A 13,667-nucleotide genomic window follows, 5' to 3' on the forward strand; every position below is an offset into this window, starting at 1 on the left:
TGCTTGTGCCAGTCGGTTTGCACTGATGTGGGGCGGCTTTTGGGGGGTGAAGAGGCCTGTGTGCGGGTGGGCGGTGCAGGGCTGCCCCGGCGCCGCGCAGCGGCCGTGGGTGTGCGCCCTGGCCTGGCGCGGCGCGCACCACCTTGGGCACGGAACCTGCATGGAGCTGGTGCATGAGTTTTGAACTGGATTTCGGCCACGCCTCGCAGGCCGGGCGCAACGAGCTGAACGAGGACTTCGCCGCGCTGGTGCAGGGCCAGGGACGCGACCGCGAGCGCGGCGCGATTGCCGCCATTGCCGACGGCGTGAGCACCGGAGGCAATGGCCGCGAGGCCGCGCAGACCTCGGTGAACACGCTGGTGAACGACTACTTCGCCACGCCCGACACCTGGGACACCACGGTGGCGCTGGACCGCATCCTGTCCGCCCACAATGGCTGGCTGGCCTCCATGAACCGGCGGCGCCAGCCTGCGGTGGGGCTGACCACGCTGACCGCGCTGGTGCTGTGCGGCCAGTCGTACACGCTGGCCCACGTGGGCGACACGCGGGCCTACCTGGTGCGCGACGGCCGCCTGCAGCAGCTGACCACCGACCATGTCATGTCGCAGCGCGACTTTGCCCACCAGCTCACCCGCGCCATGGGCCTGGATGACCATGTGGTGGTGGACTACAGCCAGGGCGAACTGCGCAGCGGCGACCTGTTTGTGCTGCTGTCGGACGGCGTGCACGGCAGCCTGCCCGAGCGCGAACTGCGCCAGCTGCTGCGCCAGGACGTGGCGGCCCAGGCGCTCTGCGACGAGCTGGTGCAGGCCGCGCTGCGCCGTGGCAGCAGCGACAACGTGACTGCGCTGGTGGTGCGGGTGCAGGGCGCGCTGGAGGCCACACTGCAGGACGAATCCCGCCGCGCGCAGGATCTGCCCGTGCTGCCCCTGCTCAAGGTGGGCGACACCGTGGATGGCCTCACGGTGACGGCCCTGGTGGCCGACAGTGGCATCCACCGCATCTACCAAGTGCGCGACGGGGCCACGCAGCGGCTGTATGCGCTCAAGACCCTGCTGCCCGCGCGTGCCCACGACGTGGAAGAGCGCGCCACGCTGGCGCACGAGGCCTGGGTGGCGCGGCGCATGCAGTCGGGCCAGGCCGCAGCCCATCTGGCGCGGCTCAACGACTGGCCATTGGGCGCCACCGGCACGGGCGACGGCGCGGGGGCCAGCGCGTTTTACCTGCTGTACGACTGGCATTCCGGCGACACGCTGGGGCAGCGCCTGCGCCACCGCCAGCACCTGGCCGTGGGGCAGGCCGTGACGGTGACCGTGCAGGCCGCGCGCGTGCTGGGCTGGCTGCACCGCCAGGGCGTGGTGCACCGCGACATCAAGCCCGACAACCTGCACCTGGGCGACGACGGTGTGCTGCGCGTGCTGGACCTGGGCGTGGCCCTCTCCGGCCGCGAACCCGAGGCCACCCGCCGCCTGCACGCGGGCACCCCCAGCTACATGAACCCCGAGCAGTGGCCGGGCTACGAACGCAACGGAGACCCGTCCGGCCAGTTGCCCGATGCGGGCAGCGACCTGTTTGCGCTGGGTGTCACGCTGTACCAGCTGCTCAGCCAGGGGCGCCTGCCTTATGGCGAAGTGGTGCAGTACCAGCTGGGCCGCTACCACCGCGACCCCGTGGCCCCCAGCCGCCACAACCCGGGCGTTCCCATCTGGCTCGACCAGATCGCCTTGAAGGCCGTGGCCCGCAACCGCGCGCAGCGCTTCGAAACGGCGGAGGAGCTGCTGCTGGCCCTGGAGCGCGGCGCCTCCCGGCCCTTGTCGGCCTCCGGCCCGCAGCCGCTGATGCAGCGCGACGCCACCGCCTTGTGGAAGATCGCGCTCGCGGTGAGCGTGCTGGTGAATCTACTGCTGATCTACTGGTTGCTGTTCCTGCCCCGGTAAGGGCCGGTGGTGGTGATTTGCTACTGAAAATATAGCTGCTGGCGCTTATGGGATAAGCGCTGGGTCCTGTTTTTGCTTGATTGCAGAGTGCCGACGTGGTGCGCGGTCTCTGAAACCGGCGCGGCCCCCGCCGGGATGCCGGGCAGGGGCCGTTCGCGCGGTCCATGCCCCCACGCCACAGGGACAGGCAGGAGCCGCAACGCCTCAGGAAGAAGTCCTGGCCCGTCCGCCGCGTTCGGCCCAGGTCCGCGTCCAGCGGATCTGCATCACGCGCAGCAGCAGCAGCATGGCCAGTGCACACACTGCGATGCCCACAAAGCCCCACAGGTACGTGCCGGTGTACTGGCGCGAAATGCCCATGCCGTTGGGGATAAGGCCACCGCCCAGCGCGCCGATCTCGCCGATCATCGAGCCCGCCACCGCCGTGGTCAGTGGCCAGCGCAACGGCACCAGCTGGAACAGTGCGCCGTTGCCAGCGCCCAGCGCTGCAAAACACACCAGGAACAGCAGCATGGTGATGGGCAGTGAGTTCTCTGCCAGGCCGCACAGCACCATGCTCACGGCCGTGATGGCGAGCACACCCGTCAGTGTGTTGACGCCGCCCCAGTGGTCCGACAGCCAGCCGCCAAACACGCGCAGGGCCGCGCCCAGAAAGGCCGCCATCATCGTGAGCTGGCCTGCCTGCACCTTGCTCACGCTGAACTGGTCGTAGAAGTAGCTGGGCAAAAAGGCGGTGAGGCCGATGAAGCCGCCAAACGTCACGGCGTAGATCAGGCTGAAGGCCCAGCCGTCCTTTTCGAACAGGCAGGCAATGTGTTCACGAAAGCTGCTGTGGGCCGCAAGGTCTGGAGGTTCTTTGGCGTAGATGGCCATCACCAGCGCGGGGATGGCCACGCTCACGGCGGCAAAACCATACACGGCCTGCCAACCGAACTTTTGCGCCAGCGCGGGGGCCAGCAGGGCGGCCACCGCCGTACCCACGTTGCCGGCGCCCACGATGCCCATGGCCAGGCCCTTGTAGCGCGGCGGAAACGAGCCCGAGCCCAGCGACAGCGCCACACCAAAGCTGGCTCCCGCCACGCCCAGCAGAATGCCCATGGCCAGCAGGTCGTTGTAGGTGTGCACGAACAGGAAACCGTAGCCCATGGCCAGGAAGATGCCCGCCATCTCGACCAGCGTGGCGTTCTTGCGGCCGATGTACTGCGCCAGGATGCCCAGCGGAAAACGCATGAGCGCACCCGCAAAGATGGGGATGGACAGCATCATGCCCATCTGCGTCGGCGTGAGCTGGAAGGCCTCGCGGATGAAAGGTGCCATCGCGCCGTTGATCACCCAGATTGCGCACGAGAAGCCGAAATAGAGGAACGACGACCACAGCGTGGGGGCGTGGCCTGACTTGAGAAATTCTCGAAATTGAAGCATGGCGATCTTGCGCAAAGAGGCTGCTGTGCTGTTGCCAGCACACCCGCAGCCGGGCAGAAAACAAAAAGACGCCAACACGGGCTCTGCGGGCTTGGTTGTTTGCCAGCCCCAGCACACCCCATGAAGACGCCAACGTCTTGTTCGCCCAATCCGCCGTTGCACCGGGCTGTCACGCAGCCTGCGTTGGCTGCGCAGGTGATCAAGCAATGGTTATGCCAGCGCCTGTGGTGATGGATTTTTGAAAGGAAACGGGCCCTAGCGCTTATCTGTTATCGATTATTTGCTATATAAATCATAGTAATTGGCGAGCAAGCCCCTGGAATGGTGCGTGGCTGCGTGGAGGGTGGGCATGGTATTGGTGCGGTGCACCATGTTGGTGATATGTGGCGGGCGCGTCCGCCATGCGCATTCAGTGTTTCCCTATTGCCAATCCTGGGCCTAGCATGGCAACGGCTTTTTTAGTTGAATGGCCGCGTGCTCCGGGCGAGCGCAAGGCACCTCCACGAAAGGGTTCTCCATGCGCGTCAATCTTCCGGTCAGCACGCAGGAATATGCGTTCCCCAAAGGCCAGACCCTGGTTTCCACCACCGATCTCAAGGGCCGCATCCTGTACTGCAACCCGATGTTCATCGAGGTCAGCGGGTACGAAAAACAGGAGCTTCTGGGGCAACCCCACAACATGATCCGTCACCCCGACATGCCCGAAGAAGCGTTCCGGGACATGTGGGAAACCATTGCCAGCGGCAACCCCTGGTCGGCCCCCGTCAAGAACCGGCGCAAGGATGGAAGCTTTTATTGGGTGATGGCCAACGTCACGCCGCTCATGCAGGGCGACCAGCCCACGGGTTTCATGTCGGTGCGCACGGAAGCCACCCGTGAACAGGTCCAGGCTGCTGAGCAGCTCTACCGCCAGATGCAGGCTGAAAAACAGGCCGGAACCCTGGTGCACACCCTGCGCGAAGGGCAGGTGATCACCCGCAGCCTGCCGGGCCGCATCGCCCAGGCGCTGCAACCGGGGCCCCTGGGCAAGATCATGCTGTGCACACTGCTGCTGGTGGTCGCGTCCTGGTGCGCAGCGCTGCTGGGCGGGCACACGATGACCCTGGCGGGCGGGGCTGCCTGGCTGGGGGTGGTGCTGCTGGCCCTGGGCATGGCGGTGTACCTGCACCGCGCCACCGTGGCGCCGCTGCTGCAGATGCTGCGCTGGGCCAACCGCATGGCGGCGGGTGACCTCACCCAGAAGATCGCGGCGTCCCGCAACGACACCGTGGGCCAGCTGCAAAAAGCGCTGGCCCAGCTCAACGTGAACCTGTTGTCCATCGTGCGGGACGCGCGCCAGGAGAGTGAGCACATGCAGGTCTCCACGCGCGAGATCGCGCAAGGCAACCAGGACCTCTCATCGCGCACGGAGGCGCAGGCCAGCAACCTGGAGCAGACCGCGGCGTCGATGGAGCAAATCACTGGCACCGTCAAGCAGACAGCTGAATCGGCGCGTCAGGCCACGGTGCTGGCCACCCAGGCCACCCAAGTGGCCGAGCGCAGCAGCGAGGCCGTGGACGGCGTGGCCAGCACCATGAAGCAGATCCAGGCCGCGTCCGGGCGCATCAGCGAGATCACGCAGCTCATCGACTCCATCGCGTTCCAGACCAACATCCTCGCGCTCAACGCTGCGGTGGAGGCCGCGCGCGCCGGCGAGCAGGGCCGGGGTTTTGCGGTGGTGGCGTCTGAAGTGCGCAGCCTGTCGCACCGCACGTTGTCGGCCGCCAAGGAAATCCGCCAGCTCATCGACGACTCGGCCGCCAAGGTGAGCGAAGGGCACCAAAAGACCGACGCGGCCCAAAAGACCATGACCGAGTCACTGGAGCTGGTGCGCCGCGTGAACACGCTGATCGGCGAGATCCACAGTGCGTCCGACGAACAGCTCAGCGGTATCTCGCAGGTCAACGCCGCCGTTGCGCAGCTGGACACCATCACCCAGCAGAACGCCGCGCTGGTGGAGGAAAACGCAGCGTCTGCGATGGAGCTGAACGGCCAAGCCCAGACGATGACCGAGACCGTGAAGGTGTTCCGCGTCGATGCCTCGGCGCCTGCGCAGGTGCGGGATGCGGTGGCGCTGCGCAAGGAGATGAAGGCAGTGTCGTCGGAGCGGGCGCTGGCAGCGGTGTAGTGTGAAGAACTTGTGGAGTGGTTTGGGCCTCCAGCGCTTTTGCAGAAAGCGCTACCCGCTATGGTTTTTGCTGTGGTTGTGGGGCGGGGTGGTTGGTTCTTGGTGACGCTGGGCCGGTTCTCCAGTTCAGTCGGTGATTGTTTTGCTCGCTCCCCGGAACTGGCTCGGGTTGGCACCCGTCACCTTGCGCACCATCCGCCTGAGTGCTGTCGCGTCCTCGTAGCCTACGGATGCGGCAATCTGGTCCATGGTCATGCGGCTGCTCTCAATCAGCAGGCGCGTCTGTTGAAGCCGCGCGTTCTGCACCAGTGCCAATGGGCCATGCCCTGTGTACGCGCGTACGCGGCGCGCCAGCGTGCGCTCGGACATGGCAAATTCCCTGGCCAGCTCCGAGATTTTGGGTGGGTGCGGTAGGGAGGATTCGATCCGCCGCACCAGCCGGCCGATCAGCTCATGCCCGTTGGCCAGCATCGACGGCACCACAAACGGCGCTTGGGCTTGGCGCCCTTCGATCAAAAGCAACTTGCCAACCGCCTGGGCAAGGCTCGATCCAAAACGCAGTCCCAGCAAATGCAAAATCAGGTCCGAATGCCCAAATGCGGCACCAGCCGTGATCACCTGGCCGTCACTGACGATCATGCGATCCGCATTGACCGAGCATTTTGGTGCCATGCGCTGTAGTTCTGTGGCCAGCCACCAGGAGGTCGTAGCGCGGCGCCCTTGCAGCAGGCCCGCGTGCTCAAGCAGGAAGGCCGCTGAGCAGGACGCGGCCACGATACCCCCAGCGGCAGAGTGCTGCCTCAACAAGCTAGCTGCCCGCTGAGCATCTGCTTGTGCCAAGCGCGGCACAACAGCTTCGATGCTGTCGATGCCCAGGCCAGGCACGACCCAGATGGAAGTGTCCCGGCCAGCCCGAAGCGGCGCACGGCGCGTTTCAATGCACAGGCCACCGCTGAGTGCAGTGGAGCCGCCATCCGGGGAGACCACCTTCCACGCTGGCTTGCGATCGCCCATGCGGGGTGCCAATACCGAAGCCGCGTGCAGCATGTCTTGCGTTGCGGCGACGCTGGCTGCGTAGGCCCCTGGAAGCACCAGGATGGTGAAATCGAGCATGGCTGATTTGGCGTGAAAAATGTCAAAAAAGACACTTTAAGCGCATTCGGAAATTCGGTTCAATGGTTGTCTTCTACAACCCTGTGATCCCGCGACCCACCATGCCAACCATCCTGATCCATGTGCCAGAAGGTTCTTTTTCCGGTGATGCCCGAGTCTCTTTGATTCGCCGCGTCAACGAAGCCGCAGCCCATGCCGAGCAAATTCCTGACGAGCCGCGCAAACGCGCACTGTGCTGGGTGTTGATCCGCGAAGTCGCCGTCAGCAGCTGGACGTGCGGTGGCGCTGATGTGGGTTCTCAGATGTTGCCTTGCATGGCGATGATTTACCTGCCTGTGGGTGTGCTCGACAAGGTGTCGCGAGCCGACTACGTGCGCTTGATGCACGAAGCGTTCAGGCAATCGATGCCGCTGGATGAAAAGCGCCATCTCGCCACCTCCGTCGTCCTGCACGAAGTCGATGATGGATCCTGGGGGGTCAATGGCGCGATCTGGACGTTGCCAAGCTTTGCCCGGGCTGCGGGGTTTGCACATTTGCAGCACCTGGTCACGCCGCAGTGAAAGCGGGCGCTGGCGCCCTCGCAAAACAATCCAGCAGAATTCTTCCGCCGCGCTATCTCAAAGGGGGGCGGACGATGGCTGGGGGATGATGCTTTTGTCATCACCCAAGCATGGGCGGTGTTGCAGATCCCTCTTGGCCCGCGGCGCGGCGCGAGCTGCGCCAGATGGGATGGGATGGGATGGGTAGCTGAAAGCAAAGCACAGTTCGACTTCGAAAATTTCATTCACCCTCTATGCGATTGTTCTTACGTCATGTCCCGATCACGGCGCTGTGCCTCCTGCTTGCAGGATGCTATGAGACATTCACTCCGATTGCCTCGGCACGTGTGACCCATTGGCAGGGTGGCGCACCCCAAACTGACGCCCAACCACTCCCGGCGGAACAAGTCGCGCAATGGTCCGCATGGCTGCAGAGCCATCGTTGGGGGTGGCATCCCGTCACCGCCACTTACCGTCCTGGGGTCGTGATTTCGCTGACGCATTCCGACGGCACCACGTCCACCGTCAACCTCATGCAAAAGGTGTTGGTCGCTGGGATGCACCAGCGCGATCTCTCCAAGGTGGAGTGCCAAGAGCTGCATTCGCTGATGGGGATGAAAAATGCTTGCTAGAACCTGCAAGCCATACCGGGGCTTGTTCCATTCACCTTGGGTGCTTGTATCGCGGCGGTTTGCGGTGTCTGCGGCTTTGTCCGTGCTGGCCGCTTGTGGTGGATCTTCGGTGTCAGACCATATCGGCGCCCAAGCGCGCAGCACGGGTGTGGTGGACATGACCCAAGCCGCGGACTTTGCGTGGACACAATTGCGCATCTACACGCCTTACACCACCCGAAAGGCTGTGTGCAAAGACTTGGGCGGATTGGCACCGGGCTGTCTCAAGGATGCTCCGCAATCGGTTCCCGAAGGAAAATATCTGCTGGTATTCATCAACGAGGGCAATGAGGCGCAGTACGTGGCTCATTCCCGCCGCAATGGAAACTTTCAGACCAGTACGGGGGTGCTGGTTCTGCAGCGCGATGCTGCCGTGTTCTAGGTGCTCCCCACCAAGTCGCCACACCAAGGGGACGCCATTTACCTGCAGGTCCGCGCGCAAGCGCGGCCCTGACGATAAACGGGGGGCAAGCTTCTTGAGCGCCCGAGCCAGAGTGCATCCAGAAATTTCCAGGCGATCGGGTGACAGCCCGATACCCCCTAAGAACCTGTTCAAAATCTTTTCGGGGGTCGCGCTGTAGTGCAATCGGGATGAGTGGATGCCTTGGATGCGCCGCATGGGCTCGTGCCCATGCAAGCAGCCGGGGCTTCGAATCGCCCGATTTCACGCCAACCCTTCGGGCAAGTGCCTTGCCGGGCGGTCTGCGGCGTTGCGGCGCTTGCCGATACACGGGCTATCCACAGCGCAGCGCGCCTTGCACCCCCTCCCGGCAAGGCGCTTGCGCGACCCCGAAAAGATCTTGAACAGGTTCTTACGTACTCCCCCGCACCGTCAACTCAAACCCCAGATCCACCGAATTGCGCTCCGGCACCTCACCGCGCATCAGCGCCAGCAGCATCCCTGCGCTGGCCTCGCCGACGGCGGAGCGGGGCGTGCGCACGGTGGTCAGGGGCGGCAGCATCTGGTCGCTGCCCGCCAGGTCGTTGAAGCCTGCAATCGCCACCTGACTGGGCACCGACAGGCCCAGCCGTTGCGCGGCCAGCAGGCCGCCCTGGGCCAAATCGTCGTTGCAGAAGAACACGGCGTCCACGCCGGGGCGGGTGCGCAGCAGCTCGTCCAGAAGTTCACCGCCCAGGCGCATGGATGAGGGCTGGGGGCTGAGAAGCTCCAGCTTGGGGTCGTACAGGCCTGCTTCCCTGAGGCAGCGGCGGTAGCCTTCGGCGCGCTGCATGGTGCGCGGGTCGAGCTGGGCGGCCACAAACGCGATGTGCCGGTGGCCCCGGTCCAGCAGGTGGGCCGTCATGCTGTGGCCCGCCTCCTGCTGCGAAAAGCCGACGCAGTACACGCCGGTGGCCGAGGTCATTTCCATCAGGTGCACGCAGGGCACGCCGCTGGCGGCAATCATCTGGCGCGCGGCCTCGGTGCGGTCAAAGCCGGTGACCAGCAGGCCCGCCGGGCGGTGGGCCAGGTAGGTGCGCAGCAGCTGTTCCTCTTCCTGGGGGTCGTAGTGGGTCACGCCAATGAGCGCCTGGTAGCCAAGGGGGAACAGCGTGCGGTGCACGGCCTCCAGCACATCCACGAACAACGCGTTGGACAGCAAGGGCACCAGCACCGGCACTTGCACGCTGCGCTGCGATGCCAGTGCGCGGGCGGCAGGGTCGGGCACGTAGCCCAGTTGCTGGGCGGCGTCCTTCACGCGTTGCACCAGGTCCTGGGCCACGCCGCGCTCGCCGCGCAGGGCGCGGGATGCGGTGATGGGGCTCACGTCGGCGGCCTTGGCCACGTCGCTCAGCGTGATGCGGCCGCTGGAACGGCGTTTTGTCTCGGGTTTGCTCAAGGGTTAACCCTCGGTGATGTAGGGGTGGATTTGGTTAGGATAGCGCTGTCCAAACAATGGAGCAACGCAATGCTTGCCATTTTGGACGAAGTTGCATCAATTGCCACAGTTTTGGCGGCATCCGGATCGGATGCCTTTTTTACGGGTTGTTTGGATAGCGCTACCAATATGAGTGTTTTGCCGTCAACGGTTTATCTGGTGGTCATGGGGGTGGCAGGCTGCGGCAAGTCCAGCCTGGGTTCCGCCCTGGCGCGGGCCGAGGGCCTGGCCCTGATCGAAGGGGACGACCACCACAGTCCCGCCAGCCGCGAAAAGATGCGCCAAGGCGTCGCGCTGACCGATGCCGACCGCGAGGGCTGGCTCGCCACGCTGGGCCAGCTGCTGCAGGCGCACCCGCAGGGCGTGGTGTTGACCTGTTCGGCGCTCAAGAAGGCGTACCGCGACCGCCTGCGCAATGCCTGCCCCGGGCTGCGCTTCGTGTTCCTGGAGATCGACCGCGCCAATGCCGGCCAGCGCGTGGCGGCGCGGGCGGGCACCCACTTCTTTTCCACCGCTCTGGTCGACAGCCAGTTCGCCACGCTGGAGTCGCCCGTGGGCGAGCCCAGCGTGCTGCGGCTCGATGCCACGGTGGACCTGGCAACCCTTCAACACCAGGCGTCTGCCTGGATTGCAGCCACGGAGACAGCATGAGCAACACACCACTCCCGCCCGATTCCCCCACACCCCGGCTGGCTGGCCGCTTCACCCGGACGGCTGAGGCCCTGATGGCCGCTTGCCTGGGCGTGATGGCCGTGGCGGTCTTCGTCAACGTGGTGCTGCGCTATGGCTTTGGCAGCGGCGTGGTGGCCAGCGAAGAGCTGTCGCGCCTGCTGTTCGTGTGGATGGTGTTCATCGGCGCGGCGGCGGCCTACCCTGCGGGTGAACACATGGCCTTTACCAGCCTGGCCGGGTTACTGGCCCGGCGGCCGCTGGCTTTTGCACTGCTCAGCGCCCTGATCCGGCTGCTGGTGATCGCTGCCTGCGCCATGCTGGCCTGGGGAGCGTGGCAGCAGGTGGTGGTGGGTCTGGGCAGCCACTCGGTGGTGCTCGGCTACTCGGCCGCGCTGCTGCCGCTACCGGCCTTCCTTTGCGCGATGGCCATCGGTGTGATGGCCTTCATCGAACTGATTCAACGCAAGCCGCTGGACCTGGGTCACGGCGCAGAAGTGGAGTGATGCACATGGGTCCCGAAGCTCAGGCTTTCATCGTCTTTTCGCTGGGCATGCTGGTGTTCATGGGCACCGGCATGAACATGGGCCTGGCCCTGGTGCTCACCGGCGCCGGCATGGCCTGGGTGCTCGACTTCTTCGACACCCAGCTGCTGGCCCAGAACCTCGTGGCCGGGGTCGACAGCTTCCCGCTGCTGGCCGTGCCCTTCTTCATCCTGGCCGGCGAGTTGATGAATTCCGGCGGCATCAGCCGACGCATCATCGACATGGCGCAGGCCTGGGTGGGCCACATCCGCGGCGGGCTGGGCTACGTGGCCATCGGCGCGGCGGTGCTCATGGCCAGCATGAGCGGATCGGCCCTGGCCGACACGGCGGCGCTGGCCACCATCCTGCTGCCCATGATGCGCCAGCAGGGCTACCCCATGAACACCTCGGCCGGGCTGATCGCCTCGGGTGGCATCATCGCGCCCATCATTCCGCCGTCCATGCCCTTCGTGATCTACGGCGTGACCACCAACACCTCGATCTCGGCGCTGTTCGTCTCGGGCATCGTGCCGGGCCTCATGATGGGTGTGGGCCTGATCTTCGCGTGGCGCTGGGTGCTGCGCGGAATCGACCTGCCACCGAGCCGCGCGCCGCTGCCCCTGCGCGAGCGTCTGCGTGCCACGGTCAAGGCCTTCTGGGCCATGCTGATGCCCCTCATCATCATTGGCGGCATGAAGTCGGGCGTGTTCACGCCCACCGAAGCCGCCGTGGTGGCTGCCTTCTATGCACTGGCCGTGGCCCTGTTCGTGCACCGCGAGATGAAGGTGCCCGAGATCTATGGCGTGCTGGTGCGCGCCGCCAAGACCACGGCCATCGTGATGTTCCTGTGCGCCGGAGCCCAGGTGGCCAGCTACATGATCACGCTGGCCGACCTGCCCACGGTACTGACGGGCTGGCTGGGTCCCCTGGTGGACAACCCGCGCATCCTGATGGCCGTGATGATGGTGGTGCTGGTGCTCATCGGCACGGCGCTGGATCTCACGCCCACCATCCTGATCTTCGCGCCCGTGATGCTGCCGATCGCCGTCAAGGCGGGGATCGACCCGGTGTACTTCGGCCTGATGTTTGTGCTCAACGGCGCCATCGGCCTCATCACCCCGCCCGTGGGCACCGTGCTCAACGTGGTGGCGGGAGTGGGTCGTATCTCGATGCACAGCGTCATCAAGGGCGTCAATCCCTTCCTGTTCACCTACGTGCTGATCCTGGCGCTGCTGGTGGCATTCCCGCAGATCGTGACCGCGCCCGTCCTCTGGATGCGGTGATGCCGGTGAGCCCCCGTTTTTCCGTGCCTTTCTTTCCCTTGCCAATGGAGACAACCATGAAGACTTTCCGCCGTACCCTGCTGGCCGCCCTGTCGGTGGCCGCCCTTGCTGCCTCGTTCCAGGCCGCCGCCCAGGACTTCAAGCCGCGCATCATCCGCTTCGGCTATGGCCTCAACGAGGTGTCCAACCAGGGGCGCGCCACCAAGTTGTTCGCAGAAGACGTCGAAAAAGCCTCGGGCGGCAAGATGAAGGTGCGCGCCATCGGCGCCGCGGCGCTGGGCTCGGACGTGCAGATGCAGCAGGCGCTGATCGGCGGCGCGCAGGAGATGATGGTCGGCTCCACCGCCACGCTGGTGGGCATCACCAAGGAAATGGCCATCTGGGACACGCCCTTCCTGTTCAACAACGCCAAGGAAGCCGACGTGGTGCTCGACGGCCCGGTGGGCCAGAAGGTCATGGACAAGCTGCAAGAAAAGGGCCTGGTGGGCCTGGTGTACTGGGAGAACGGTTTTCGCAACCTGACCAACAGCAAGCGCCCCGTGACCAAGCTTGAGGACATGAACGGCATCAAGTTGCGGGTGATGCAAAACAACGTATTCCTCGACAGCTTCAAGACCCTGGGAGCCAACGCCGTGCCGCTGCCGTTCTCGGAGCTGTTCACGGCCCTGGAAACCAACACGGTCGACGGCCAGGAGAACCCGTACAACACCATCCTGTCGAGCAAGTTCTATGAAGTGCAGAAGTACCTGACGGTGACCAACCACGTCTACAGCCCCTGGATCGTGCTGGTCAGCAAGAAGTACTGGGACGGCCTCTCGAAGGCTGAGCAGAAGGTGCTGCTCGATGCCGCCAAGAAAAGCCGCGACTTCGAGCGCCAGGACACGCGCGCCGAGGCCGACAAGGCGCTGGCGGACCTGAAGGCCAAGGGCATGCAGGTCAATGAGTTGCCTGCCACCGAGGCCAATCGCATGCGCGAGAAGCTGGGTGCCGTGAACGCCAGCATTGCCACCAATGTGGGGGAAGCGCTGTGGAAGGACGTGCAGGGTGCTGTGGCCCAGGCACGCGCTGGTAAATAAACCTGCGTGGTGAAGGGGGGGCTGCAGGGCAGTGATGCCCGCGTGCATCCCTTGGCCCCTCGGCACGAAAGCAAAAAAAGGCCGAGGCTCCCAAAGGAGCCCCGGCCTTTTCCATGGGCAATTGTCCACCTGCACCTCGGTGCAGGGCGGCAAATTACAGGGAGCCGATTTCGCCGGAAGAGATCTTGCCGGTGCGCAGGGCATCGACAGCCTGGGCGCTCACTGCGGCGCGGTCAGCCGTGGAGGTGAAAGACAAGACACGCGAGCCCACGGGGATGGTGCTGCTGGTCAGTGCCACCGTAGAGGCTTCAGCAGCCACTTCGGCACGGGTGCGGTTCGTGTCGAACTTGGTGGCGAACTGCGAAGCATCGGCTTCGTCAGCCTGGGCA

At 65.0% G+C, this 13,667-nt stretch carries 11 protein-coding genes and 1 pseudogene; 8 read left to right on the forward strand and 4 right to left on the reverse strand.

Annotation, left to right across the window (positions count from 1 at the left end; all coding sequences use genetic code 11):
- The first annotated feature begins 173 nt into the window (after positions 1-173).
- A complete protein-coding gene (locus ASE52_RS00180; protein WP_057222915.1) occupies positions 174-1,937 on the forward strand; it encodes a bifunctional protein-serine/threonine kinase/phosphatase in 1,764 nt (587 codons plus the stop codon).
- Between the two features lie 204 nt (positions 1,938-2,141).
- On the opposite strand, the gene ASE52_RS00185 is transcribed toward ASE52_RS00180, so the two are convergent.
- Positions 2,142-3,359 (reverse strand): MFS transporter, encoded by a 1,218-nt coding sequence (locus ASE52_RS00185; protein WP_029413424.1) that lies wholly within the window; start codon positions 3,357-3,359, stop codon positions 2,142-2,144.
- Between the two features lie 517 nt (positions 3,360-3,876).
- Between ASE52_RS00185 and ASE52_RS00190 the strand changes: the two genes are divergently transcribed.
- The gene (locus tag ASE52_RS00190; protein ID WP_057222917.1) at positions 3,877-5,526 is read left to right on the forward strand and encodes a PAS domain-containing methyl-accepting chemotaxis protein; all 1,650 of its coding nucleotides are present in this window, start codon (positions 3,877-3,879) and stop codon (positions 5,524-5,526) included.
- A gap of 126 nt (positions 5,527-5,652) precedes the next feature.
- Here the strand turns inward: ASE52_RS00190 and ASE52_RS00195 are convergent, their stop codons facing one another.
- On the reverse strand, positions 5,653-6,639 hold the full coding sequence (locus ASE52_RS00195; protein WP_057222918.1) for a helix-turn-helix domain-containing protein: 987 nt from the start codon (positions 6,637-6,639) through the stop codon (positions 5,653-5,655).
- Positions 6,640-6,740: 101 nt separating this feature from the next.
- Here ASE52_RS00195 and ASE52_RS00200 point away from each other — a divergent pair, with 101 nt between their 5' ends.
- Both ASE52_RS00200 and ASE52_RS00205 read left to right on the forward strand, forming a co-directional pair.
- Positions 6,741-7,199: a tautomerase gene (locus ASE52_RS00200; RefSeq protein WP_241776884.1), complete on the forward strand. Its 459-nt coding sequence runs from the start codon at positions 6,741-6,743 to the stop codon at positions 7,197-7,199.
- Positions 7,200-7,961: 762 nt separating this feature from the next.
- Complete coding sequence (locus ASE52_RS00205) at positions 7,962-8,231, forward strand: hypothetical protein (protein WP_140426105.1); 270 nt, start codon at positions 7,962-7,964, stop codon at positions 8,229-8,231.
- A gap of 430 nt (positions 8,232-8,661) precedes the next feature.
- On the opposite strand, the gene ASE52_RS00210 is transcribed toward ASE52_RS00205, so the two are convergent.
- Positions 8,662-9,687, reverse strand: a complete 1,026-nt coding sequence (locus ASE52_RS00210; protein WP_057222921.1) for a LacI family DNA-binding transcriptional regulator — start codon at positions 9,685-9,687, stop codon at positions 8,662-8,664.
- A gap of 168 nt (positions 9,688-9,855) precedes the next feature.
- On the opposite strand from ASE52_RS00210, the gene ASE52_RS00215 reads away from it, so the two are divergent.
- From ASE52_RS00215 to ASE52_RS00230, 4 genes are read left to right on the forward strand one after another with little or no spacing between them, the layout of a single operon-like run.
- Positions 9,856-10,377, forward strand: a complete 522-nt coding sequence (locus ASE52_RS00215) for a gluconokinase (RefSeq protein WP_241776885.1) — start codon at positions 9,856-9,858, stop codon at positions 10,375-10,377.
- Positions 10,374-10,901 carry a TRAP transporter small permease subunit gene (locus tag ASE52_RS00220; protein ID WP_057222923.1) on the forward strand — a complete coding sequence of 176 codons (528 nt, stop codon included), beginning with the start codon at positions 10,374-10,376 and terminating at the stop codon, positions 10,899-10,901. Before ASE52_RS00215 ends, ASE52_RS00220 begins: the two co-directional genes overlap by 4 nt.
- A 47-nt stretch (positions 10,902-10,948) precedes the next feature.
- Positions 10,949-12,202, forward strand: coding sequence for a TRAP transporter large permease subunit (locus ASE52_RS00225; protein ID WP_085940280.1), 1,254 nt, complete (start codon positions 10,949-10,951; stop codon positions 12,200-12,202).
- 56 nt (positions 12,203-12,258) lie between these two features.
- Positions 12,259-13,278: a TRAP transporter substrate-binding protein gene (locus ASE52_RS00230; RefSeq protein WP_057225026.1), complete on the forward strand. Its 1,020-nt coding sequence runs from the start codon at positions 12,259-12,261 to the stop codon at positions 13,276-13,278.
- Between the two features lie 154 nt (positions 13,279-13,432).
- On the opposite strand, the pseudogene ASE52_RS00235 reads toward ASE52_RS00230, so the two are convergent.
- Positions 13,433-13,667: pseudogene (locus ASE52_RS00235) on the reverse strand (hypothetical protein); the annotation flags it as partial.

This window comes from Acidovorax sp. Root275, from assembly GCF_001428965.1.
Classification (GTDB): Bacteria; Pseudomonadota; Gammaproteobacteria; order Burkholderiales; family Burkholderiaceae_C; genus Acidovorax; species Acidovorax radicis.

What these genes read in the sequence shown, in the direction of transcription:
- ASE52_RS00215 (WP_241776885.1), top strand. Translation starts at nt 9,856, where the DNA reads ATGAGTGTTTTGCCGTCAACGGTTTATCTGGTGGTCATGGGGGTGGCA.
- ASE52_RS00190 (WP_057222917.1), top strand. Translation starts at nt 3,877, where the DNA reads ATGCGCGTCAATCTTCCGGTCAGCACGCAGGAATATGCGTTCCCCAAA.
- ASE52_RS00200 (WP_241776884.1), top strand. Translation starts at nt 6,741, where the DNA reads ATGCCAACCATCCTGATCCATGTGCCAGAAGGTTCTTTTTCCGGTGAT.
- ASE52_RS00220 (WP_057222923.1), top strand. Translation starts at nt 10,374, where the DNA reads ATGAGCAACACACCACTCCCGCCCGATTCCCCCACACCCCGGCTGGCT.
- ASE52_RS00230 (WP_057225026.1), top strand. Translation starts at nt 12,259, where the DNA reads ATGAAGACTTTCCGCCGTACCCTGCTGGCCGCCCTGTCGGTGGCCGCC.
- ASE52_RS00180 (WP_057222915.1), top strand. Translation starts at nt 174, where the DNA reads ATGAGTTTTGAACTGGATTTCGGCCACGCCTCGCAGGCCGGGCGCAAC.
- ASE52_RS00185 (WP_029413424.1), bottom strand. Translation starts at nt 3,359, where the DNA reads ATGCTTCAATTTCGAGAATTTCTCAAGTCAGGCCACGCCCCCACGCTG.
- ASE52_RS00225 (WP_085940280.1), top strand. Translation starts at nt 10,949, where the DNA reads ATGCTGGTGTTCATGGGCACCGGCATGAACATGGGCCTGGCCCTGGTG.
- ASE52_RS00195 (WP_057222918.1), bottom strand. Translation starts at nt 6,639, where the DNA reads ATGCTCGATTTCACCATCCTGGTGCTTCCAGGGGCCTACGCAGCCAGC.